Source organism: Nocardiopsis sp. B62 (assembly GCF_018070675.1).
Classification (GTDB): Bacteria; Actinomycetota; Actinomycetes; order Streptosporangiales; family Streptosporangiaceae; genus Nocardiopsis; species Nocardiopsis prasina.
Genome location: NZ_JAGPXK010000026.1, coordinates 41,395 through 63,303 on the forward strand (window position 1 = coordinate 41,395; position 21,909 = coordinate 63,303).

The window sequence follows — 21,909 nt, forward strand, 5'->3', positions numbered from 1 at the left end:
GGGATCGTGCACAGATAGAAACATCCCATGTCCACTCTTCCCGGCACCGTCGCCTCCTCCCCGCCGGTCGTCGCACCGCGCGGCGCCCCGCTCCTGAGCTGGCGCGCCAAGTTCGTGCTGCTCGCGCTCATCTGGGGCATGAGCTTCGTCCTGATCCGGATCGGCGCGGAGGTCCTCGCGCCGCTCCAGCTCGCCCTCGGGCGCATGGGGACCGGTGCCCTGGCCCTGCTCGCCGTCCTCGTCCTGAGCCGGGGGCGCCTGCCGTCCTCACCACGGCTCTGGGGCCACATGTTCGTGGCCGCCCTGCTGCTGAACACCATCCCGTTCACCCTGTTCGGCTACGCCGGGAAGCTCATCCCGTCCGCCCTGATGGGGATCGTCAACGCCTCCACCCCGCTGTTCGCCGTGGTGTTCGCCATGCTGATCCTGAGCGACGAACGACCCGACCGCACCCGCCTCCTCGGCCTGGGCATCGGCTTCCTGGGGGTCCTCACCGTCTTCGGCGTCTGGAACTCGCTCGGCCAGGTGAACGTCTCCGACGACGACGCGCTGCTCGGCATGCTCCTGGTGGTGGGAGCCACCGTCTGCTACGGGATCGGGACCCCCTACCTGCGCCGGTTCGTGGCGGGAAGCCCGCACACCGCGCTGGAGCTGAGCTCCCTCCAGATGCTGCTCGGCACCCTGCCCCTGCTGGTGCTGACCCCGCTGCTCACCGAGGCCCCCACCGAGCTGACCTGGCGGGTCGCCCTCGCCGTGACCGCTCTGGGCGTGTTCGGCACCGGGTTCGCCTACATCCTCAACTACGCCATCGTCCGGGCCGCGGGCGCCACCGTGGCCACCACCGTCACCTACGTCGTCCCGGTGGTCGCCGTCACCGCCGGTGTCGTCCTGCTCGGCGAGACCCTGACCTGGAACCAGCCGGTGGGGGCACTCGTGATCATCCTGGGAGCGGCGCTGTGCCAGCGCGTCCTGCACGTCCGCCGCCCGGCCCCGGTGGGGCAGGACGGCGGAGGAGGCCAGGAGGGGAGTGGCGCGCGCTAGTCCTCGCGGAGCAGCTCCACGGCGGCGCGCAGGTCGTCGGGGTAGGGGCTGGAGAACTCCACCGGGCGGTGCTCGGTGGGGTGGTCGAAGCCCAGTCGCACCGCGTGCAGCCACTGGCGCCTGACCCCCAGCCGCTCGGCGAGGGTCGGGTCGGCGCCGTAGAGGTAGTCGCCCACACAGGGGTGGCGCAGCGCGGACATGTGCACCCGGATCTGGTGGGTGCGGCCCGTCTCCAGCTTGATCTCCAACAGGCTGGCGGCCCGGAAGGCCTCCTGGGTGTCATAGTGCGTCACCGAGGGGCGGCCTCCAGCGACCACGGCCCAACGGCCGTCACCGGCCGGGTGACGGTCGATCGGGGCGTCGACGGTGCCGCGCAGCGGGTCAGGGTGGCCCTGGACCAGCGTGTGGTACCGCTTGTCCACGGTGCGCTCCTTGAACGCCCGCTTGAGCACGCTGTAGGCGGTCTCGCTCTTGGCCACGACCATCAGGCCGGTGGTGTTGGCGTCCAGCCGGTGCACGATGCCCTGGCGCTCGGCCGCGCCGCTGGTGGCCAGCTGCACGCCCGAGGCCAACAGGCCCTCCAGCACGCTCGGGCCGGTCCAGCCGACCGTGGGGTGCGCGACCACGCCGACCGGCTTGTCCACCACGATGATGTCGGTGTCCTCATGCACGATCCGCATACCGGGGACCGCCTCGGCCCGGGGTACCGGGGCGGTGGGCGGCGGCGGGAGGGTGACCTCCAGCCAGGCACCGGCACTCACCCGGTCGGACTTGCCCGCCTCGGAGCCGTCGAGGAGGACCCCGCCGTCACCGATGATCTCGGCCGCGCGGGTGCGGGACAGCCCGAACATCCGCGCGATGGCGGAGTCGAGCCGGTCCCCCTCCAGTCCGTCAGGGACGGGCAGGCTTCTCATGTCGCTCATGCGCCCTTCCCTTCGTCGTTGTCGTCGCGGTCCTTCTGGGTGCCCTCGTCCGGCTCGGCGGCCTCGTCCTCGGCCCTCGTGCCGTCCAGGTTGAGCCCCTTGAACGTGAGCGCCACCACCAGGCAGGCCCCGACCACCACGCAGGAGTCGGCCAGGTTGAACACCGGGAAGCTCCCGACGCTGATGAAGTCGACGACCGCGCCCGTTCCGGGTGTCTCGCCACGGAAGTAGCGGTCGACGAGGTTCCCGGCGGCGCCGCCCATCATCAGTCCGAGGGTCGCGCCCCACCACAGGCTGCGCACGCGCCAGCCGATCCACGCGATCGCGAGGACCACGATGGTGGCGATGGCGGTGAACACCCAGGTGTAACCGGTGCCGAGCGAGAACGCGGCACCGGTGTTGTAGACCAGGGTGAACTGGACGAAGCTGCCGAGGACGTCGAGGCGCTCGCCCTGGGAGAAGGTGGCGAGCACCCACTCCTTGGTGACGAAGTCAGCGACGATCGCGGTCAGCGCGACCAACAACAGGAGTACGTACCTGCGCGGCCGGGCGACGGTGTTGTCGGTCGTGGTCATGTTGCTGTCCCCGGAGGGCTCTACCTCAGTCAGCGACGCTCCTCGCGCTGTTTGCAGTTGACGCACAGGGTGGCGCGTGGAAAGGCCTGTAGACGTGCCTTCCCGATCGCCTGGCCGCATGACTCACAGACCCCGTAGGTCCCCGCGTCCATCCGTTCGATCGCCCGCTCGCTCTTGGCGAGCAGGTCACGAGTATTGTAGGCCAACGCCAGATCGTGTTCGCGCTGGAAGGTCTTGGCTCCGGCGTCCGCGGGGTCGTCGCCCGCACCCTCGACCGGATCGGTGAGCCGCTCGGCGAGCGCCTCCTCGCCCTCCCTGAGTTCCGCCCGCTGGGCCGCGATCTCGCCCTCCAGCTGCTTCCGGACCTGAGCGAGCTCCTCCGACGTCCAGGGCTCCTCGCCCGGTCGCACCGGCAGCGCCGCCGCCTCGGTGGCCTTCATCGCACTCCCCCTCCGCGTACCCACGGCCCCGCACCCCTCCTGAACTGGGGGGTCTCCCCTTCGGAACGGCCGTGAGTGGTGCCGTGAGCCTAGGCAATCCACCGGTCCAAGGCAACGATCCCGGCGGTGCGGTGCGGATGGAGGCGGGAGCCCACTCCCCAGGTGTCACTCCGCCACGGCGTAGCCGCCGTAGTCCTCGGCGAGCAGCCGCAGGTGGGGTTCGTCGAACACCGCCGAGCCGCCGTGCGGTCCGGTCAGCACCTCGATCACCCAGTCGACGTCCTCGGCGTCGTCCTCCCCCGCGAGCATGTCCCGGTACACCCTGCACGGTTCGTAACCCTGCTCCTGGAGCTGCTCGGCGAGCTCCTCCGCGTCCTCGCGGTCGGCCAGGGTCACCAGCACCGCGCCCCGTGTCCGCTCCGCCATGGCCGCACCCCCAACTAAAGCGCGGCGCGCCTGGCCGCACTGCGTTATCCTGAAGTCGTGTCGATGGGGACGAGTAACGCTGGCCCCGACCGGACGGACACAGCCTAGAGGGGGCTGGACCGCCCAAGCGACCCGGGGACGGTGCGAGCCCGGGGGCAACGACCAGCGCGAAGATCACCCCGGAGCCGTCGGAAGAAAAGGTCGCGCGCACCGCGCGCACCCCAGTAGAACCGGCACGAACCCAACGAAGTGGGACCCGCCACCGATCCGCCCAGCGGACCCGGACGCGGCTCCAAGGAGGGTGGTACCGCGGGGCCCGGCCTCGTCCCTCCGTCAGGAACACCCCTGATGGAGAAAGGTACGACGGTGACCGACGACCCCCGGCCCGAATCCCGCGCGCTGCCCCAGCTGCCCGCCCAGATCGACCTGCCCGCGACGGAGCGCGAGATCCTCGGCCGCTGGTCGAAGGAGAACGTCTTCCAGCGCTCCCTCGAACAGACGCGCGGCAACGAGAACTGGGTGTTCTACGAGGGCCCGCCCACCGCGAACGGCCAGCCCGGCGTGCACCACGTCGAGGCCCGCGCCTTCAAGGACGTCTTCCCGCGGTTCCGCACCATGCGCGGCTACCACGTCGACCGCAAGGCCGGCTGGGACTGCCACGGCCTGCCCGTCGAGGTCGCCGTGGAGAAGGAACTCGGACTCAGCGGCAAGAAGGACATCGAGGCCTTCGGCATCGCCGAGTTCAACGAGCGCTGCCGCGAGTCGGTCCTGCGCAACGTGGACGCGTTCACCGCCATGACCGAGCGCATGGGCTACTGGGTGAACATGGACGACGCCTACCGCACCATGGACCCGCAGTACGTGGAGTCGGTGTGGTGGGCGCTCAAGCAGATCTGGGACAAGGGCCTGCTGGTCCGCGACTACCGGATCAGCCCCTACTGCCCCCGCTGCGGCACCACGCTCTCCGACCACGAGCTGGCCCAGGGCTACGAGACCGTCACCGACCCGTCGGTGTACGTGCGCTTCCCCATCACCTCGGGGCCGCTGGCCGCTCCCGAGCACCCCACCTCACTGCTGGTGTGGACGACCACCCCGTGGACCCTGGTGTCCAACACCGCCGTGGCCGTGCACCCGGACGTCCGGTACGTGGTGGCCACCAACGGCGACGAGCGGCTCGTGGTCGCCGAACCGCTGTTCGGGAAGGTCCTCGGTGAGGGCTGGGAGCTCACCGGCGAGAGCTACGAGGGCGACGAGATGGAGCGGTGGACCTACCAGCGCCCCTTCGACCTCGTGCCCTTCGACGAGCCCGCGCACTACGTGGTGCTCGCCGACTACGTCACCGTCGAGGACGGCACGGGTCTGGTCCACCAGTCCCCCGCCTTCGGCGCCGACGACATGCTGGTCTGCCGCTCCTACGGCCTGCCCGTGGTCAACCCGGTCCGCCCGGACGGCACCTTCGAGGCCGAACTCCCCTTGGTGGGCGGGGTGTTCTTCAAGGAGGCCGACAAGACGCTGGTCCGCGACCTCAAGGATCGCGGCCTGCTCTTCCGCCACCTGAACTACGAGCACTCCTACCCGCACTGCTGGCGCTGCCACACCGCGCTGCTCTACTACGCGGTCCCGTCCTGGTACATCCGCACCACCGCCGTCAAGGACGAACTCCTCGCACAGAACGACGTCACCAACTGGGTGCCGGAGAACGTCAAGGAGGGCCGCTTCGGCGAGTGGCTGCGCGGCAACGTCGACTGGGCGCTGTCCCGCAACCGCTACTGGGGCACCCCGCTGCCGATCTGGGAGTTCCCCGACGGCCGCCGGATCTGCGTGGGCTCCCTGGAGGAGCTGAGCGAGCTCAGCGGCCAGGATCTGTCCAACCTGGACCCGCACCGCCCGTTCGTCGACGACATCGTCATCCCCGACCCCGGCGCCGACCCGTCCCTGCCCGAGGACCAGCGGGTGGCCCGCCGCGTGCCCGAGGTCATCGACGCCTGGTTCGACTCCGGTTCCATGCCGTTCGCCCAGTGGGGCGCACCGCACCAGAACAAGGAGACGTTCGAGGAGAACTTCCCCGCGCAGTACATCTCCGAGGCCATCGACCAGACCCGCGGCTGGTTCTACTCGCTGCTCGCGGTGAGCACCCTGGTGTTCGGCCGCAACTCGTTCGAGAACGTGGTCGTGCTCGGCCACATCCTCGCCGAGGACGGCCGCAAGATGAGCAAGCACCTGGGCAACGTCATGCAGCCCATCCCGGTGATGGACCGCCACGGCGCCGACGCCCTGCGCTGGTTCATGCTGGCCAGCGGCTCACCGTGGACCGCCCGGCGGGTCGGCCACGCCGCCCTGGAGGAGATCGTCCGCAAGGTGCTGCTGACGTACTACAGCACCACGTCGTTCCTCACCCTGTACGCCAACGCCGGGAACGGCTGGGACCACTCGAAGCTGGCCGACGCGCCCGCTCCGCAGGACCGCCCGGTGCTCGACCGCTGGCTGCTCTCGGAGCTGAACGAGGTCGTGCGGGACGTCACCAAGGCGATGGAGGAGTTCGACACGACCGGAGCCGGGCGCCGCCTGACCGCGTTCGTGGACGACGTCTCCAACTGGTACGTGCGCCGTTCCCGGCGCCGGTTCTGGGGCGGTGCCGACACCCCTGAGGGCTCGGCCGCCTTCGCGACGCTGTTCGAGGCACTGGAGACCGTTACGCTGCTGATGGCGCCGATCGTCCCGTTCCTGACCGAGCACGTGTGGTCGGCGCTGCGCCGCCCGGAAGCCGCCGACTCGGTGCACCTGGCGTCGTGGCCCCGGGTGAACGAGGAGCTGATCGACACCGAGCTGTCGAAGAACATGGCGCTCACCCGCCGTCTGGTGGAGCTGGGCCGGTCCGCGCGGGTCGACTCGGCCATGCGCACCCGTCAGCCGCTGGCCCGCGCCCTGGTGGGCGCCCCGGGCTTCGCCGACCTGCCGGACCAGTTGCGTGGCCAGGTGGCCGAGGAGCTCAACGTGGCCGGTCTGGACGCACTGTCCTCGGTCGGCGGTGACCTCGTTGACTACGTGGTCAAGCCGAACTTCCGTGCTCTGGGCAAGCGGTTCGCCAAGCGCACGCCGCTGGTGGCCAAGGCCATCCAGGCCGCCGACCCGGCCGCCCTGGTCGCGCAGGTCCGTGACACCGGTTGGGCGCAGGTGCGGGTCGAGGACGAGCCGGTCGAGGTCAGCGCCGACGAGGTACTGGTGACCGAACAGCCCCGCGAGGGCTGGGCGGTGGCCTCCGAGGCCGGTGAGACCGTGGCTCTGGACCTGGAGCTGACTCCGGAGCTGCGGCGTGCCGGTCTGGCCCGCGAGATGGTCCGGATGCTCCAGGAGGCCCGCAAGAACAGCGGTCTGGACGTGTCGGACCGGATCCACGTGTGGTGGACCACCGGCGACGACGCGATCCGTGAGGCGCTGACCGAGCACGGTCGGACCATCGCCGGTGAGGTGCTCGCCGACGCATTCGTGGCCGGTGTGGCCGAGGACGCTCCGCACTCGGCGGAGTCGGATGAGTTCGACGTGGTCTTCGCCTTCCGCCGCGCCTGACGCCGTATCGCGACAATGTCGAAGGGCCCCGCTCGCAATAGTGTGCGGATTCTAGGGGTCGTCGCAACACAGAAGGTCAGTTGCTCGCTTGGAGCAGCTTAGCGAGGCGCTCGGCTGGGGTATCCCAGCCGAGCGTTTTGCGTGGGCGCCCGTTGAGCTGGACAGCGACTGCTTCCAGGTGCTCACGCGAGTGCACCGACAGGTCAGTGCCCTTGGGGAAGTACTGCCTGAGCAGGCCGTTGGTGTTCTCGTTCGAACCCCGCTGCCAAGGGCTGGCCGGGTCGCAAAAGTAAACCGGGATGTCGGTGGCCACGGTGAACTCGTGGTGGCGGCCCAACTCCGAGCCCTGGTCCCAGGTCACCGAACGCGCCAGATGGCGGGGCAGGGTCACCACCGTTGAGGTCAACGCTTCTTGGACCTGATCGGCGCTGCGCCCCTGGCCCAGGTGCAGAAGCATCGTGTACCGGGTCGAGCGCTCCACCAGAGTGCCGATGGCCGAAGTGCCACCTGCTCCGATGATCAAGTCCCCTTCCCAGTGGCCGGGCACCGCCCGATCAGCGACCTCGGGCGGGCGTTCGCTGATCATCACCATCGGATGAGCGAAGCGCTCCCGGCGTTGCTGGGCCTGGCGGCGGGGCTTGCGCCGGGCACGCCCCGAGCGCAGCGCGGCAGCCAGCTCCCGGCGCAGTTCCCCACGACCTTGGACGTAGAGCGCTTGGTAGATCGTCTCGTGGCACACGTGCAGCTCCGGCCGCTCGGGGAAGTCCCGTTTGAGCCTACGGCTGATCTGTTCTGGGCTCCACTTGTCGTTGAGCAGTTCCTGGACCACAGCACGCAGCTCGGGGTTCAGGGCGAACGTGGAGGGTTTGGGCCTGGGCCTGCGGGCTTCGGCGCGGGTTTGGGCGGCGTGGGGGCGGTAGTGGACTTTTCCGCGCGGGTCCACGGTGGCGTTGCGGCGTAGTTCCCGGCTGATCGTGGAAGGGGATCGGCCCAGCTCAGCGGCGATGGCTCGTACACCCAGACCTTCACGGTGCAGGTCTGCGATCTGGATGCGCTCGTCGACGGTCAGGTAACGGCCGAAAGAGGTCGGCTCAGCAGTGGGGCGGGCAGGGGCAAGAGAGCGTTCCTGCCCGTCTTTGGTTCGGGTGGGGCGGCCGAATCGCCAGCGGTGTCCCGTCTTGCGGTTCACGCCGACGATCCGGCACGCCTGTGTCGTACTTACTCCTTGAGCCACCAGAGCAAGATAGGTCGCCCGTTCAGCTTGGAGCTTCTTGGGTCCCTGAGGGTCCCGGTTCTGTCGGATCTCGAAGTCGTCCATCGCACCCCGTCAAGTGGGGTGTTGCAACGACCACTAGAACTCAAGGTGAGCGGGGCCCTTTCGTGTTCCGGGGTCAGGCGGAGAGGGAGGAGTCCGGTTCCCTGGTGCGTCCGGAGTCCTCCACCCGGTCCTGCGGTTCCTCGGGGCCTTCGGGTGTGTCGGTCTCCTGGGCCGAGGCGTCCTCGGGCTCCTCGTGGACGGGTTCGTCCTCGCGGGCGCTCTCCGGAGCCGCGTGCGCCTCCAGGGCCTCCTGGGAGCTCTCGGCCTCCACGATCTGGGGTTCCTGCTCGGACCCGGCCTCCACAGTCCGGGTGTCCTGCTCGGACCCGGCCTCCACGATCTGGGGTTCCTGCTCGGACCCGGCCTCCACAGTCCGGGTGTCCTGCTCGGTCTCGGCCTCCACAATCTGGGGGTCCTGCTCAGGCTCGACCTGCTCGGAAACCTGGCGGAGCTCGGTTTCCTCGGGGTCGTCGTCACGTGTGTCGAGGAGGGCCGCATAGGCCAGGGACGCTTCCACGTCCTCGGAGTGGTCCGGGGCCTCGGACGATTCCAGGTCCTCGGGGCCGTGTTCCCCGGGCGCCCGATCCTCCTGGACGGGCTGCTGCGCGTGCGCCTCGTCATCGCTCTCGGGGAGCGACGCGGCATCCGCGGTGGTCTCTTCGGCGGGGGACTCCTCGACGGAGGTCTGCTCTTGCGCCCTCTCGGGTTCGATGGCGGACGTTTCCGGTTCCCTCACCGGTTCGGTCTGCGCCACGGCGGCCACGGGCTCCCACGCGTCCTCGACCTCGATCGGGTCCGGCGCGGCCTCGGGGGGTGCCTCCCTCTCGGGGGTCTCCTCGACCCGCGGGGGTTCTTCCGATCCGTCGGGTTCTGGGACGGTCTCGGCCTTCTCGGAGTGCTCTTCCGGCTTCGGCCCGGCTTCCGGCTCGACGACCGGTTCGGGCCAACTCCCCATGGTGGGGGTCTGCCAGCGGGGAACCTCGAACTCCGCTTCCTCTTCGTTCTCCTCGGCGGCCGCGACACGCGACTCACCGAGCGCGTGCCCCGTGGACACGGGGGGCTCCGTAACGGCGGATTCCCGCACCGGCTGCTCAGCCGGTGCGGGTACGCGCCCGGAGTACTCCGGTTCCCACTGTGTGCCCGGTACCGCGCCGACCGCCGAATCGGCGGCCACCACGGGGACGGACGACTTCCCCAAACCGTCCGTCCGCGCCGTGTCCGAACTGCTCCCGCCGAACCGTCCATGGATGAGCGCGCCCAACAGAAGAAGGACGCTCAACCCGCCGAGTCCCAGGGCGAAGTACACCAGGGTGGGCTCGGCGAGCACCAGGGCGGCCGCGATGACGACAAGGGCCGCCAGTACCGCCACGGTGGCGAGGAGGCTAAGGATCACGGGTCGACCAGGGCCTTTACACGTGTGGAGCCGGAGTTTTCAGTTGTTCGGAGCCGCATCCGCTGACAGGTCAGCGACGCTCGTGCGGGGCCTCACCCGGGTGGAAACCACCGTGCTGGGCGGGCTCGGGCTGACCGAACGGGTTACCGCCGGGGCCGGGGCCGTGCTGCTGGAGCGCGGGGGTCCCACCGGACTGGGGGGCCATCGTCTGGAACCCACCCGTGGTGTTCGGGTTGGGCTCGATGGACTTGCCCTCCTCGTTGAGTTCGCGCAGCTGACGCTCGAAGTAGTCCTTCAGGCGGCTGCGGTACTCGCGCTCGAAGTCCTTGAGCACGTTGACCTTGTGCTCGAGCTCCTCGCGCTGCTGGACCAGGCTGCCCATGACCTGACGGTGGCGCTCCTGGGCGTCACGGTCGAGGTTCTCGGAGCGGGCCCGGGCCTCGCCGATGATCTGGTCGGCCTGACGGCGCGCCTTGCCGAGGATGTCCTCGGACTCGTGGCGGGCACGGCCCAGGGTCTCGTCCGCCTCACGGCGGGCGTCGGAGATCGCCTGGTCGGCGGTCTGCTGCGCGAGGGCCAGGACGCGGGCTGCCGTGTCCATGTTCTCCTCGCCGCCCATGGCCAGGTTGGCGCCGGTCATGCCCATCTGCGGCTGCGGCGCGGGCGCCTGGGGCTGCGGCTCGACGGGCTGCTGCGCCTGGACGGGCTCCGGGCGCATCTGCTCCATCTGCTGCTGCGGGGCCTCGGGAGCCTGCTCCTGCTGCTGGAAGTCCTGCATACCGGCGTTGGGGACCTTGCCCCTCAGGCACTCGGCCAGCTTGCCGCGCAGTTCCTCGTTCTCCTGGATGAGGCGGTCCAGCTCGGACTCGACCTCGTCGAGAAAGGCGTCGACCTCTTCTTCGTCGTACCCCGGCCGGAGCCGGGTGGTACTGAACTGCTTGTTCCGCACATCAGCGGGTGTCAGCGGCATGTTCGTCTCCTTGGCGCGCTTGGAGTCTGTCCGTAGGGACGCTACCTGATCGTGACCTTACGGCAATCCAGATCATGACCAAGACCACATATCGGAATCCAGGGCGGCCATTTCCGCCCTCCAACCCCTACGACAGGTTGACCATCAGGCCCCTCAGAACGCTCTGAAGGATGATCACGGCGAAGAAGAGAATCAGCACACTCAGGTCGAGTGCGACGCTTCCCAGCCGGACCGGCTTGATGAACCTGCGTAGGAACCTCAGTGGCGGGTCGGTGATCGTGTAGACGATCTCGGCGAGCACGAGCACGAACCCGGTCGGCCGCCAAGTCCTGGAGAAGGACATCACCATCTCCAACACCACCCGCGCTATCAGCACGAAGACAAACAGCTGAAGCAGAAGCAGCAGCACGTACAGGACCATACTCACGGTCGTTCCCCGACCCAATCTCTGGACAAATGTGATGATCTAGCTCTGATTGAAGAACCCTCGCTCGGCGATCCGCGCCTTGTCTTCGGCGGTCACCTCGACGTTGGCCGGGGACAGCAGGAACACCTTGTTCGTCACGCGTTCGATACTGCCATGGAGACCGAAGATCAGACCAGCCGCGAAGTCGACCAGACGCTTGGCGTCGCTGTCGACCATCTCGGTCAGGTTCATGATCACCGGTGTACCTTCCCGGAAGTGCTCTCCGATCGTACGCGCCTCGTTGTAGGTGCGTGGATGGAGCGTGGTGATCCGAGCGAGGTCGGCTGTTGAGGCTGTCGTGGTCGTTCCACCGCGCCGTTCACCCGTTCCCAGGTAGTCGCCGGTGTCCGTCACAGCTTCGCCTCGTGTTTCCTCGCCTCGCGGAGTGGCGGCGTCGCGGTCACGCTGCTCCTCCACGCCCTCGTCGAAATCGTCGAACTCATCATATTCGTCCGCATAGCGGTGATCGTAACGGTCGTCCTCCACGAGGCCGAGGTAGACCGCCATCTTGCGCATCGCGCCGGCCATCTCATGTCCTCCGTCGTCCCCGCGGCGTTCTCACCGCAGCCGACTCCTCCGTCGTTTCCAGCCCCTGCGCCCCGCCTCAGCGGGGTGTTCGTCCATTCGGGCGAACGCCACAGACGGGCCCCAAGGTCTATGTGGGGACATTACCCCACGATCGGTCCCCGAGCGCCAAGCAACGCCGTGCCGAGCCGCAGGTGTGTCGCGCCTCTTCCGATCGCGGCCTCCAGGTCCCCGCTCATCCCGGCGGAGATCACCGTCGCCTGAGGGTAGCGATCCCGAATCCGCCCCGCCACCTCGTTGAGGACGGCGAAGGCCGCGTCGGGGTCACCGCCGAGCGGTGCCACCGCCATCACTCCCCCGAGGGTGAGCGCCTCGTGCCCGTCGATGCTCTCCGCGAGGGCGGGCGCGTCGGCGGGATCGACTCCGCCGCGCGGGCCGAGGACCCCGGCCCGCGAGTCGGAGTCCAGGTTGATCTGGACCAGACAGGTCAGTCTCCGTTCGGCCGCCGCGGCCCGGTCCCCCAGCGCGCGGGCCAGCTTCGCCCGGTCCACGGAGTGCACGACGTCGGCGTAGGACGCCACGGAGCGAGCCTTGTTGCTCTGGAGCTGTCCGACGAAGTGCCAGGTCAGGTCGAGATCAGCGGTCTCCGCCGCTTTGGGAGCGGCCTCCTGGTCGCGGTTCTCACCGACGTCCGTGACACCGAGCGAGGCGAGAATACGCACATCACTGGCCGGATAGGTCTTGGTCACGCCGATCAGCGACACCTCCGAGGGATCGCGGTCGGCCCGGTGGCAGGCCGCCTCGATCCTGGCCCGCGCGGCCGTGAGGTTGGCGCGGATCTGCTCGGTGCGCTCGGGGTCGGTCTGTGACACGGTCGTTCGTTCCTTCTGGGGTAGGAGGGGCGGCGCGGGACCGGAACCGGCCGCTGGGGGCGGCCCGCTCGGGCGAGTCGGCGGTCAGGTGCGCCAGAGGAAGGAGGCGAACCTGCCGGTGGGCGCGTCGCCCCGGTGGGAGAAGAGTTCGGGGGTCTCCAGGGTGCAGCGCCCGTCGGTGATGATGTCGGTGACGCCGACCCCGCGCAGTTGCGCGGTGACGGCGGCGACCATGTCCACGCCGGTGGTGCCCTGGCGCGTGGTCGAGGCGGCCTCGGGTGTGCGCTCGGCGGTCTCGGCCTGGAGCTCGGGCGGGACCTCGTAGCAGCTGCCGCAGATGGCGGGGCCGAGGAAGACGGTGATGTGGCCGGGTCGGGCGCCCTGGGCGACCATGGTGTCGACGAGGTTGGCCGCGACTCCGTGCGCGGTGCCCTGTCGACCGGAGTGGGCCGCCCCCAACACACCGGCGACGGCGTCCGTGGCGAGCACCGGCAGGCAGTCGGCGGCCATCGAGGCCAGGACCAGGTCCGGGCGGGTGGTGACCACCCCGTCGCAGGTACCGACCCCGCCGGGTTCGGTCGCCACGAGAACGTCCGCGCTGTGCACCTGGTTCATCCACACGACCCGGTCGACGTCGAACCCGAGCTCCTGGGCCGCGCGTCGGCGGTTGGCGGTGACCGCCTCCCGGGTGTCACCGGACCCGAGCCCGAGATTGAGCGAGTCGAACGGCGGCTGGCTCACGCCGCCCTTGCGTTCGGTGACCGCGGCACGGACACCGTGCCCCAGGTCGATGACGTTGCCCATCGGCGCGACGTTGTCCTTCCCTCTGCCCCGTGGGCGGAGGAGTGACGGCGGGTCGCCCCCGCCGCCCTCCGCCGCGCCCCACCGAGGGCGGCGACGGCCCCGCCGCAGATGGTCGGGGCCGCTGACACGTCGATGGTACCGGGGTGGTGCGGGACTACTTGAGGAACTCCGGGACGTCCAGGTCGTCCGGGTCGTCGAAGATGACCCGGCGGCGGGGCGTGGGAACCTCGCTGCGGCGCTCGGAGGCCTCCGACACCGCGTGGACGTGGTTCGCCTGCTCCTCCGGCTCGGCGGCCTCGGGCTCCGGGACGGTGGTCTCCTCCGCCTGGACCGGCTCCGGCTCGGCCGACTCGGGCTCGGCGTTCGGGACCGGGTAGCCGTTGCCCTGGACCGGCTCGGCCGGGGCCTGCTGGGGCTCGGGACGGACCGGTTCCGGGGTCACCGCGGGCTGGACCGGCGGCATGGCGGGCCGAGGAGCCTCCTGCACCGGCTGGGCCGGGCGGGACGGAGCGATCCACGGCATGCTGGTGGCCGGCGCCCCGCTCGCGTCCGTGCCGGGGGGCGTCGCCTTCGCGTACGACTCCTCCCTGCCGGACGTGATGCCTGCCGTGGGGGCGACGGCCTCAGGAGGGTCCACCGGCTGGCGCTCCCGCGTGGCGGCGGGGCTGGACACCTCGGGCTCGTCGAAGCCCGCCGCGATCACGGTGACCCGGACCTCGTCGCCCAGGGCGTCGTCGATGACGGCGCCGAAGATGATGTTGGCCTCGGGGGCCGCCGAGTTGGCGACCAGCTGCGCCGCCTCGTTGATCTCGAACAGTCCGAGGTCGGAGCCGCCCTGGATGGACAGCAGCACGCCGTGTGCGCCGTCGATGCTCGCTTCCAGCAGGGGCGAGGAGATCGCCAGTTCGGCCGCTGCGACCGCCCTGTCGTCCCCTCTCGCCGATCCGATCCCCATCAGCGCCGATCCTGCCCCGGACATGACCGACTTGACGTCGGCGAAGTCCAGGTTGATCAGGCCCGGCGTGGTGATCAGGTCGGTGATGCCCTGGACACCGGAGAGCAGGACCTGGTCGGCCGCCTTGAAGGCGTCCAGGACGCTGACCTGGCGGTCCGAGATGGACAGCAGCCGGTCGTTGGGGATGACGATGAGGGTGTCGACCTCTTCACGGAGCATCGCTATCCCCGACTCGGCCTGGGTGGCCCTCCGCTTGCCCTCGAAACCGAAGGGACGGGTGACCACACCGATGGTGAGTGCCCCGAGGGAGCGGGCGATGTTGGCCACGACCGGAGCTCCCCCCGTGCCGGTGCCACCTCCCTCACCAGCGGTGACGAAGACCATGTCGGCCCCCTTGAGGACCTCCTCGATCTCCTCGCGGTGATCCTCGGCGGCCTTGCGGCCGACATCGGGGTTGGCGCCTGCGCCAAGGCCACGGGTGAGCTCACGGCCGACGTCGAGCTTGACGTCCGCGTCGCTCATCAGCAGCGCTTGGGCATCGGTATTGATCGCGATGAACTCGACGCCCTTGAGCCCCTCTTCGATCATTCGGTTGACGGCGTTGACACCGCCGCCGCCGATACCGACGACTTTGATGACCGCGAGGTAGTTCTGCGGTGCTGCCACGACGAGGGGCCTTTCCGCTCGCTTACGCCGTTCCGTCTCCGCGTCCGCTGGCCGTGGGCCATCGGGTGCGCCGGCGGTCCGGCATCCGGTTCTACAGTGTGCGTTTCGGGTACCCCCGCACAGTGCCCGGAGGCGACCGTGAGTTGGGAGACCCGGGGCCACCGAAGACCGTTCTCGAACGGTTCTCGTGTACCCCTGAAAGCGTGTCTTACTGCGTTGTTGACGTTGGTTGTGCTTCCCGACAGTAAGCGGACCGTCGGGTGCGGGCAACCGGTGACGACTTCAGCCTAACGGCGTATAACGCGAGGAAGCGAAGTGCGCACTCGGCGCGTCGCGTCTGGAATGTCCTTGCGAAGGATTCGGTTCGCGGCGCCGAGCTCCCACTCGTACCCCTTGTCCCCGTGCACGGCTCTTGCCCCGACTCCTGTGCGACCATCCCGTTACTTGGGGTGCGCTTCACCGGACGATGGCCAGGTCCGGGGTTCCCACGTCGTAGACGCGCCCGCCCTCGGGCGGGTGCTCGCGCATCAGCACGCGCAGCACGTCGCTCTTCCCGGTGGTGTCGCGGGCGTCACCCCACTCCACGACCGACCCGTCACCGAGTTCCACGGTGATGTCGTCGGTGTCGGTCGCGTCGATCAGCTGTATCTGCGCGATGAGGGAGTCCGGTGCCTCCTGGACGATGTCGGCGGCGGCCCGGACGGCCGTGTTGTCCTCGATCTCGCCGGTGACCCGGACCAGCGGATGCGTGCCGGGCCTGGTGGCGGAGTCCTCGATCCGTACGCCGTCGCCGTCGACGAGCCGGTACTCCTCCCCCACGCGGATGGCGAGCAGGGGACGCCGCTCGACCACCTCCACCCTCAGGGTGGCGGGCCAGCCCCGGCTCACCTCGGCGGACTGGACCAGGTCGAGTCCCTCGGCGCGGTCGCGGCCCTGGTCCACATCCACCCTGACCAGGGGTGTGCCCGTCTCCACGGCCACGGCCGCGACCACCTCCTCCTTCGAGACCCGGTCCAGACCGGTGACGGCGACTTCGCGCACGACCAGCAGGCGGGATCCGAGCAGCACCCACGTGACCACGCAGACCAGTGACACGACGAGCAGGACCGCGAAGGCGACCTTCCAGGGGTCCGACCCCTTGCGGGCGGCGCTCCCACCGCCCTCCCCGTCCCGTTCCGTGGTCTTCGCACTGTTGCGGTCAGCGGCCACGTGCGTGCTCCTCTTAGCTGGTTTCGGTACCTTCTGCGTTCCGCGCCAGCTCCTCCACGATCAGCGGCCCCAGCTCGGTGACGTCACCGGCGCCCATGGTGAGGACGATGTCCCCGGGGCGAGCCAGAGCGGCCACCGTACGCACGGCGTCCGCGCGGTCCGGCACGTACCGGACTCCGTCGTGGGAGACCTTCGAGGTGATGAGCTCCCCCGTCACACCGGGCTCGGGGTCCTCACGCGCGGCGTAGACCTCCATCACCACGACCTCGTCGGCCAGGCTCAGGGCGGTCGCGAACTCCTCGGCGAAGATCCGGGTCCGGCTGTACAGGTGCGGCTGGAACAGGGCCACCACCCGGCCCTGCGGGATCTCCTCCCCGGCGTCCTCGGAGAAGGAGCGCAGGGCGGCGCGCGTGGCGTGCAGGTCCGCGTCGATCTCGGTGGGGTGGTGGGCGTAGCTGTCGTAGACACCCACACCGTTGCCCTCGCCCTTGAGCTCGAACCGGCGGGCGGCGCCGGCGAAGTCGGCGATCCCCTCGACCGCGATCTCCAGGTCGTGGCCGAGTTCGTCGGCGACGGCCACGGACGCGGCTGCGTTCAGGACGTTGTGCCGTCCGGGTACGGCCAGGGTGCCGTCGATCGGCTCGCCGTCGGCGGTGGTGAGCGTGAACTCGGTGGTGAAGCCGCGTGCCCGGATACGGGTGATCCGGTAGTCCGCGTCCTCGGCCTCGCCGTAGGTGAGCACCTTCTTGCCGCGCTCACGGGCGAGTTCGGCGACGGTGCGGGCGCCCGGGTCGTCGATCCCGACGATGAGGGCGCGCTCGACCCGGTCGACGAAGTTCGCGAAGTTCGCGTGGATCTCGTCGATGCCGCTGTAGTTGTCCAGGTGGTCGGCCTCGACGTTGGTGACCACGGCGACCTTGGGCGAGAGCATCAGGAACGACCCGTCGCTCTCGTCGGCCTCCACCGCGATGACCTCGCCGATCCCGGCGTCGGCGCCCAGGCCGGTGGTGACCAGCTTGCCGCCGATCACGTACCCGGGGTCGACCCCCAGGTGCTGGAGGACCACGGTGACCATGGAGGTCGTGGTGGTCTTGCCGTGGGTGCCGGAGACCGCGATCCCCTCGCGGCCCAGCAGGAGGGCGCCCAGGGCGGCGGCCCGGGGCAGGACGCGGATGCCACGGGCGCGCGCCTCTGCGAGTTCGGGGTTGTCCTCGCGGATGGCGGAGGAGACCACCAGGGTGTCGGCCTTGCCCAGGTTCTCGGCGGCGTGGCCAACGAAGACCTCCGCGCCCATCTGCTCGAGTTCGCGCAGGGTCTCGCTGTCGCGGGCGTCGCTGCCCGAGACCTCGACCCCGGACTGGAGCAGCACGCGGGCGATGCCGGACATGCCGGCCCCGCCCAGGCCGATGAAGTGGGTGCGGCCGAGTTCGTCGACGGGGACCGGGTCGGTCGCTTTGACCAGGCTCATCGTGTGTCCTTCCCGTCGTCGTAGAAGGCGTCCTCGCCGTCGTCGTCGGACAGTTGTATCTCTGGGGTGGGCTTGTCGCCGCGGGCGATCGCGAGGACCTCCCGGGCCAGTTCGGAGTCGGCGTCACGGCGACCCATCCGGGCGGCCGCCTCCGACATGGCCACGACACGGTCGGTGTCGGTGAGCAGCGGGATGAGCTGGCCGGTGATCCACTCGACGGAAACGTTGGCGTTCTCGACCATCAGGCCGCCGCCCGCCTGGACGATCGGCTCGGCGTTCAGCGCCTGCTCGCCGTTGCCGATGGCCAGCGGCACGAAGGCGCCGGGCAGGCCCACGGCGGTGAGTTCGGCGCAGGTCATGGCCCCGGAGCGGCACATCGCCACGTCTGCGGCGGCGTAGGCCATGTCCATGCGGTCCACATAGGGAACGGCGACGTAGGGGACGCCGTCCTGGGTGAGGTCCTGGGGCTCGTCGGCGTTCTTGGGGCCGACCACGTGCAGGACCTGCACGCCCGCGCGGCGGAAGGCCCCCGCGGCCTGGAAGGCGGTCTCGTTGATGCGCTGGGCGCCCTGGGAGCCGCCGAAGATCAGCAGCGTGGGCAGGTCGGGGCGCAGCCCGAAGTAGGCGCGGGCCTTGTCGCCCATGGCCAGCCGGTCCAGCGAGGTGATCTGCTGGCGCAGCGGGATGCCGATGAACCGGCCGTTGCGGATCTGGGTGTGCGGGTGGCCGGTGAACACGTGCGGGGTGAGCCGCGCGCCGAGGCGGTTGGCCAGGCCCGGGAGGGGGTTGGCCTCGTGCACCACTATGGGGATGCGACGGCGCCGCGCCGCCAGGTAGCCGGGGGTGGCCACGTAGCCGCCGAAGCCGACGAGGACGTCGGCCTGGAGCTTGTCCAGCTGTTCTCCCGCCGCGCTGAGGGCGCCCGCCAGCTTGCCGGGAACCGTGAGCAGTTGTGGGGTGAGCCTGCGCGGCAGGGGAACCGCCGGGATCAGGCCCAGTTCGTAGCCGCGCATGGGGACCAGCCGGGTCTCCAGGCCCCGCTCCGTTCCCAGGCAGAGGATCTCCGTGTTGGGGTCCACGCGCCGGAGCGCGTCCGCTAGGGAGAGTGCGGGCTCGATATGCCCGGCCGTGCCGCCTCCGGCGAGGGCTACCCTCATCGTCGCCGATTCCTCCTTGGCCGGTCACCCGCCGGGACCGGTCCGCTCTTGTTCTTGGCCGTGGTCTTGGCACCAGTCCTGGCACCGCGCTCACCCGACTTGCGGGGGGTGCGCGGCGCGGTGGTGCGCTTGGAGGGCGCCGAACCGCTCTGATTACGGACGGAAGCGGCGATGTTCTCCAAGCCAAGCCAGCTTATGGCCCTTTGGACCCGAGTGGGACCCCGGGCCGCCAGGGCCTTCTGGGCCTCGGGCTCGTTTCGGGCGATGGCGAGCAGCACCCCGAGCGCGATCATCGTCGGGATGAGCGCCGAGCCGCCGTAGGAGACCAGGGGAAGCGGGATGCCGGTGACGGGGACCAGACCGATGACCGCGGCGATGTTGATCATGGACTGGCCGATGATCCAGGTGACGATCGCGAAGGCGGCCAGTCGAGAGAACGCGTCCTTGACGCGGAAGGCCACGCGCAGGCCCGCGTAGCCCAGCATGCCGAACAGGCCGAGGACCAAGAGGGTGCCGATGAGCCCGAACTCCTCACCGATGATGGCGAAGATGAAGTCGGACTCGGCGAAGGGCAGGAAGCCCCACTTCTCACGGCTGGCGCCGATGCCGACCCCGAAGATGCCGCCGGTGCCCAGGGCGTAGAGACCGTGCAGGGACTGGAAACCGGTACCGCTCGGGTCCGACTCCGGGTCGAGGAACACGGCGATACGGGTCATACGGAAGGGCTCGATCGCGATGACGATCGCGGCCAGCCCCAGGACGAGGCCGAACATGGCCACGAAGAGCCGCGCGGGCGCCCCCACCACCCAGAGCAGGCTCAGAAAGATGAGGAGCAGCACCAGCGAGGTGGACAGGTCCGATCCCAGCAGCACGAGGAGCACCAGGAGTCCGCAGCCGGGCACCAGCGGGATGAGCAGGTGCCGCCACTCGGTGAGGTCCTTCAGCTCCTCCTTGCGGGCGAGGATGTTGGCGCCCCACAGGGCGAAGGCGAGTTTGGCCGGTTCGGAGGGCTGGATGACCAGGCCGCCGACCTCCAGCCACCGCATCGCACCGTTGACCTCGGTGCCCTGGAAGGCGGTGAGCAGCAGCAGTGCCACGGACACGATCATCGCCGGGTAGCCGACCATGCGGAAGACCCACAGGGGCAGCTGGGAGGCGAACACCATGAGCGGCAGGCCGATCATGGCCGACACCATCTGCCGCTGGACCACGGAGAAGGCCGAACCGGTCTCGGTGATGGAGTTGACCATCGTCGAGGACAGCACCATGACCAGGCCCAGGGAGATGAGCATGACCCCGGTACTGAGGATCAGGTAGTAGGAGGTCAGGGGACGGTCCAGGGACCGGGCCCACTCACGCCAGAGGCCCCGTTCGCGGCCACCGGCCGCCGTGCGTTCCCGGGTGCGGGACACCCCGGGAATCGTTGTCGTCGCCATCCACACCCTCCGCACGATTAGCGCCTCAATACTTGCGTACCGGCGGGTCGGGAACCGTGGACATTTCCCGCGTGTTGGCCATCTTTGGCGGTGTGTGGGGTGCCACGCGGCACACAGAAGGCCACCCGCGCGTCAGATATGACGCAGGGGTGGCCTCTGATCACTCAGTGTGCGTTCGAGGATCGCTCCGTTTCGGCTTCTGCACACCGCAGAAGGCCGGGGTCGGTTCAGCCGAGCCGGTGGACCGCCTCGGCGAAGAAGCGGCCGCGCTCCGGGTAGTTGGTGAACATGTCCATGGAGGCGGCGGCCGGGGCCAACAGCACCGTGTCGCCCTCACGGGCGAGGTCGGTGGCCCGGGCGAGGACCGCGTCCATCACCGTGTGTCCGGTGGGCGCGTCGGGCTCGGGACCCTCCACCTCCACCACCGGGACGTCCGGGGCGTGCCGGACCAGGGCCTCACGGATGCGCTCGCGGTCGGCGCCGATCAGCACCGCACCACGGAGGCGGGAGGCGGCACCGGCGACGAGACCGTCGACCTCGGCCCCCTTGAGCAGGCCGCCCGCGATCCACACCACGGAGTCGTAGGAGTTCAGCGACGCCGCGGCGGCGTGCGGATTGGTCGCCTTGGAGTCGTCCACGTAGTCCACGCCCGCGACCGTGGCCACGTGCGCGATGCGGTGGGGCTCGGGCACGAAGGCTGTCAGACCCGCCCGGACCGAGGCGGGGGCCACACCCACCGAGCGGGCCAGGGCTGCGGCGGCGAGGGCGTTGGCGACGTTGTGCGGCGCGGCCGGGCGGACGTCGCTCAGGGAGGCGAGCTCCTCCGCGCTGCTGTGCGGTTCGGCCACGAAGGCGCGGTCCACCAGCAGGTCCTCGACCACGCCCAGCTCACCGGCGCGCGGCGTGTCCAGGCGCAGACCCACCACCGGGGTGTGCGGGTCGCCCTCCTCCTCGGCCAGACGGACGGACCAGGAGTCGGCGGTGTTGACCACGCGGATGGTGCCCTGGGCGAACACCCTGCCCTTGGCGCGGGCGTAGGGCTCCAGTCCGCCGTGCCAGTCCAGGTGGTCGGGGGCGACGTTGAGGACGGTGGCGGCGTACGGCCGGACGCTGTTGGACCAGTGCAGCTGGAAGCTGGACAGCTCCACGGCGAGGACGTCGTGCACGTGGCCGTCGGCGTCGGGCAGGACGGCGTCCACGATCGGGGTGCCGACGTTGCCGACCGCGAGGGCGTCACGCCCGTCCGCGCGCAGGATGGACTCCAGCATGCGCACGGTGGTGGTCTTGCCGTTGGTGCCGGTGATGGCGAGCCACACCTGGTCGGCGGGCTTGAGCCGCCAGGCCAGCTCCACGTCCCCGATGACCTCCACCCCGGCCTCGGCGGCGCGGACCAGGAGCGGGGAGTCGGGACGCCAGCCGGGCGAGGTGACCACGAGGTCACAGTCCTCGGGCAGCGGGGTGTCGCCCAGGACGACCTCGGCGCCGGCCTCGGTCAGGGCGGCGGCCACCGGGCGTGTCGTGTCGTCGTCGCGTCCGTCGACGACGACCACCCGGGCGCCCCGGGCCAGGAGTGCCCTGGCGACGGGGGGCCCGGAGACACCCAGACCGGCGACGCAGACCCGCGCGCCCGCGAGGGGGTCGTCGCCCCTTGCGGGGGCGGCGGTGCGGGACGAGTCGGAAGGATGGTGGTGCGGCATG

General features: G+C 70.1%; 19 protein-coding genes. 2 read left to right on the forward strand and 17 right to left on the reverse strand.

Annotated elements, in window-relative coordinates; all coding sequences use genetic code 11:
* The first annotated feature begins 27 nt into the window (after positions 1 to 27).
* Positions 28 to 1,041, forward strand: coding sequence for a DMT family transporter (locus KBX21_RS21960; RefSeq protein ID WP_210843419.1), 1,014 nt, complete (start codon positions 28 to 30; stop codon positions 1,039 to 1,041).
* Here KBX21_RS21960 and KBX21_RS21965 read toward each other — a convergent pair.
* The 4 genes from KBX21_RS21965 to KBX21_RS21980 all read right to left on the reverse strand — a co-directional run bounded on the left by KBX21_RS21965 (position 1,038) and on the right by KBX21_RS21980 (position 3,405).
* Positions 1,038 to 1,964, reverse strand: coding sequence for an RluA family pseudouridine synthase (locus KBX21_RS21965; protein ID WP_049571464.1), 927 nt, complete (start codon positions 1,962 to 1,964; stop codon positions 1,038 to 1,040). The two genes, KBX21_RS21960 and KBX21_RS21965, sit on opposite strands and share 4 nt — an antisense overlap.
* Positions 1,961 to 2,539 carry a signal peptidase II gene (lspA, locus tag KBX21_RS21970; protein ID WP_049571469.1) on the reverse strand — a complete coding sequence of 193 codons (579 nt, stop codon included), beginning with the start codon at positions 2,537 to 2,539 and terminating at the stop codon, positions 1,961 to 1,963. The genes KBX21_RS21965 and lspA overlap by 4 nt, the downstream gene beginning before the upstream one ends.
* A 29-nt stretch (positions 2,540 to 2,568) precedes the next feature.
* Entirely contained in the window at positions 2,569 to 2,979 is a 411-nt protein-coding gene (locus tag KBX21_RS21975) for a TraR/DksA C4-type zinc finger protein (RefSeq protein WP_049571471.1), read from the reverse strand.
* 165 nt (positions 2,980 to 3,144) lie between these two features.
* Positions 3,145 to 3,405, reverse strand: a complete 261-nt coding sequence (locus tag KBX21_RS21980) for a hypothetical protein (protein WP_049571474.1) — start codon at positions 3,403 to 3,405, stop codon at positions 3,145 to 3,147.
* A 366-nt stretch (positions 3,406 to 3,771) separates the two neighbouring features.
* Here KBX21_RS21980 and ileS point away from each other — a divergent pair, with 366 nt between their 5' ends.
* On the forward strand, positions 3,772 to 6,972 hold the full coding sequence (gene ileS, locus KBX21_RS21985) for an isoleucine--tRNA ligase (RefSeq protein ID WP_210843436.1): 3,201 nt from the start codon (positions 3,772 to 3,774) through the stop codon (positions 6,970 to 6,972).
* Between the two features lie 76 nt (positions 6,973 to 7,048).
* Here the strand turns inward: ileS and KBX21_RS21990 are convergent, their stop codons facing one another.
* The 13 genes from KBX21_RS21990 to murD form a co-directional block, all read right to left on the reverse strand.
* Positions 7,049 to 8,290: an IS30 family transposase gene (locus KBX21_RS21990; RefSeq protein WP_247666143.1), complete on the reverse strand. Its 1,242-nt coding sequence runs from the start codon at positions 8,288 to 8,290 to the stop codon at positions 7,049 to 7,051.
* A gap of 73 nt (positions 8,291 to 8,363) precedes the next feature.
* Positions 8,364 to 9,683 (reverse strand): hypothetical protein, encoded by a 1,320-nt coding sequence (locus KBX21_RS21995; RefSeq protein WP_210843421.1) that lies wholly within the window; start codon positions 9,681 to 9,683, stop codon positions 8,364 to 8,366.
* Between the two features lie 70 nt (positions 9,684 to 9,753).
* Positions 9,754 to 10,653: a DivIVA domain-containing protein gene (locus KBX21_RS22000; protein WP_049571480.1), complete on the reverse strand. Its 900-nt coding sequence runs from the start codon at positions 10,651 to 10,653 to the stop codon at positions 9,754 to 9,756.
* 127 nt (positions 10,654 to 10,780) lie between these two features.
* On the reverse strand, positions 10,781 to 11,080 hold the full coding sequence (locus KBX21_RS22005) for a YggT family protein (protein WP_049571482.1): 300 nt from the start codon (positions 11,078 to 11,080) through the stop codon (positions 10,781 to 10,783).
* 39 nt (positions 11,081 to 11,119) lie between these two features.
* A complete protein-coding gene (locus tag KBX21_RS22010) occupies positions 11,120 to 11,647 on the reverse strand; it encodes a cell division protein SepF (RefSeq protein WP_210843423.1) in 528 nt (175 codons plus the stop codon).
* Positions 11,648 to 11,787: 140 nt separating this feature from the next.
* Positions 11,788 to 12,516: a YggS family pyridoxal phosphate-dependent enzyme gene (locus KBX21_RS22015; protein WP_210843425.1), complete on the reverse strand. Its 729-nt coding sequence runs from the start codon at positions 12,514 to 12,516 to the stop codon at positions 11,788 to 11,790.
* A gap of 84 nt (positions 12,517 to 12,600) precedes the next feature.
* Complete coding sequence (pgeF, locus tag KBX21_RS22020; protein WP_049571492.1) at positions 12,601 to 13,320, reverse strand: peptidoglycan editing factor PgeF; 720 nt, start codon at positions 13,318 to 13,320, stop codon at positions 12,601 to 12,603.
* 154 nt (positions 13,321 to 13,474) lie between these two features.
* Entirely contained in the window at positions 13,475 to 14,941 is a 1,467-nt protein-coding gene (ftsZ, locus tag KBX21_RS22025; protein WP_049571495.1) for a cell division protein FtsZ, read from the reverse strand.
* A gap of 456 nt (positions 14,942 to 15,397) precedes the next feature.
* Positions 15,398 to 16,150: a cell division protein FtsQ/DivIB gene (locus KBX21_RS22030; RefSeq protein WP_049571497.1), complete on the reverse strand. Its 753-nt coding sequence runs from the start codon at positions 16,148 to 16,150 to the stop codon at positions 15,398 to 15,400.
* A 13-nt stretch (positions 16,151 to 16,163) separates the two neighbouring features.
* Complete coding sequence (gene murC / locus KBX21_RS22035) at positions 16,164 to 17,618, reverse strand: UDP-N-acetylmuramate--L-alanine ligase (protein WP_049571500.1); 1,455 nt, start codon at positions 17,616 to 17,618, stop codon at positions 16,164 to 16,166.
* Positions 17,615 to 18,775, reverse strand: a complete 1,161-nt coding sequence (murG, locus tag KBX21_RS22040; RefSeq protein WP_049571503.1) for an undecaprenyldiphospho-muramoylpentapeptide beta-N-acetylglucosaminyltransferase — start codon at positions 18,773 to 18,775, stop codon at positions 17,615 to 17,617. The genes murC and murG overlap by 4 nt, the downstream gene beginning before the upstream one ends.
* Positions 18,772 to 20,211, reverse strand: coding sequence for a putative lipid II flippase FtsW (gene ftsW, locus KBX21_RS22045; RefSeq protein ID WP_049571505.1), 1,440 nt, complete (start codon positions 20,209 to 20,211; stop codon positions 18,772 to 18,774). Before ftsW ends, murG begins: the two co-directional genes overlap by 4 nt.
* A 227-nt stretch (positions 20,212 to 20,438) precedes the next feature.
* On the reverse strand, positions 20,439 to 21,908 hold the full coding sequence (gene murD, locus KBX21_RS22050; protein WP_210843427.1) for a UDP-N-acetylmuramoyl-L-alanine--D-glutamate ligase: 1,470 nt from the start codon (positions 21,906 to 21,908) through the stop codon (positions 20,439 to 20,441).
* Between the last annotated feature and the right edge of the window lies 1 nt (position 21,909).

Coding starts and splice junctions, on each gene's coding strand:
- KBX21_RS21960 (WP_210843419.1), top strand. CDS start 28: ATGTCCACTCTTCCCGGCACCGTCGCCTCCTCCCCGCCGGTCGTCGCA.
- KBX21_RS21965 (WP_049571464.1), bottom strand. CDS start 1,964: ATGAGCGACATGAGAAGCCTGCCCGTCCCTGACGGACTGGAGGGGGAC.
- lspA (WP_049571469.1), bottom strand. CDS start 2,539: ATGACCACGACCGACAACACCGTCGCCCGGCCGCGCAGGTACGTACTC.
- KBX21_RS21975 (WP_049571471.1), bottom strand. CDS start 2,979: ATGAAGGCCACCGAGGCGGCGGCGCTGCCGGTGCGACCGGGCGAGGAG.
- KBX21_RS21980 (WP_049571474.1), bottom strand. CDS start 3,405: ATGGCGGAGCGGACACGGGGCGCGGTGCTGGTGACCCTGGCCGACCGC.
- KBX21_RS21990 (WP_247666143.1), bottom strand. CDS start 8,290: ATGGACGACTTCGAGATCCGACAGAACCGGGACCCTCAGGGACCCAAG.
- KBX21_RS22000 (WP_049571480.1), bottom strand. CDS start 10,653: ATGCCGCTGACACCCGCTGATGTGCGGAACAAGCAGTTCAGTACCACC.
- KBX21_RS22010 (WP_210843423.1), bottom strand. CDS start 11,647: ATGGCCGGCGCGATGCGCAAGATGGCGGTCTACCTCGGCCTCGTGGAG.
- pgeF (WP_049571492.1), bottom strand. CDS start 13,320: ATGGGCAACGTCATCGACCTGGGGCACGGTGTCCGTGCCGCGGTCACC.
- murC (WP_049571500.1), bottom strand. CDS start 17,618: ATGAGCCTGGTCAAAGCGACCGACCCGGTCCCCGTCGACGAACTCGGC.
- murG (WP_049571503.1), bottom strand. CDS start 18,775: ATGAGGGTAGCCCTCGCCGGAGGCGGCACGGCCGGGCATATCGAGCCC.
- ftsW (WP_049571505.1), bottom strand. CDS start 20,211: ATGGCGACGACAACGATTCCCGGGGTGTCCCGCACCCGGGAACGCACG.
- murD (WP_210843427.1), bottom strand. CDS start 21,908: ATGCCGCACCACCATCCTTCCGACTCGTCCCGCACCGCCGCCCCCGCA.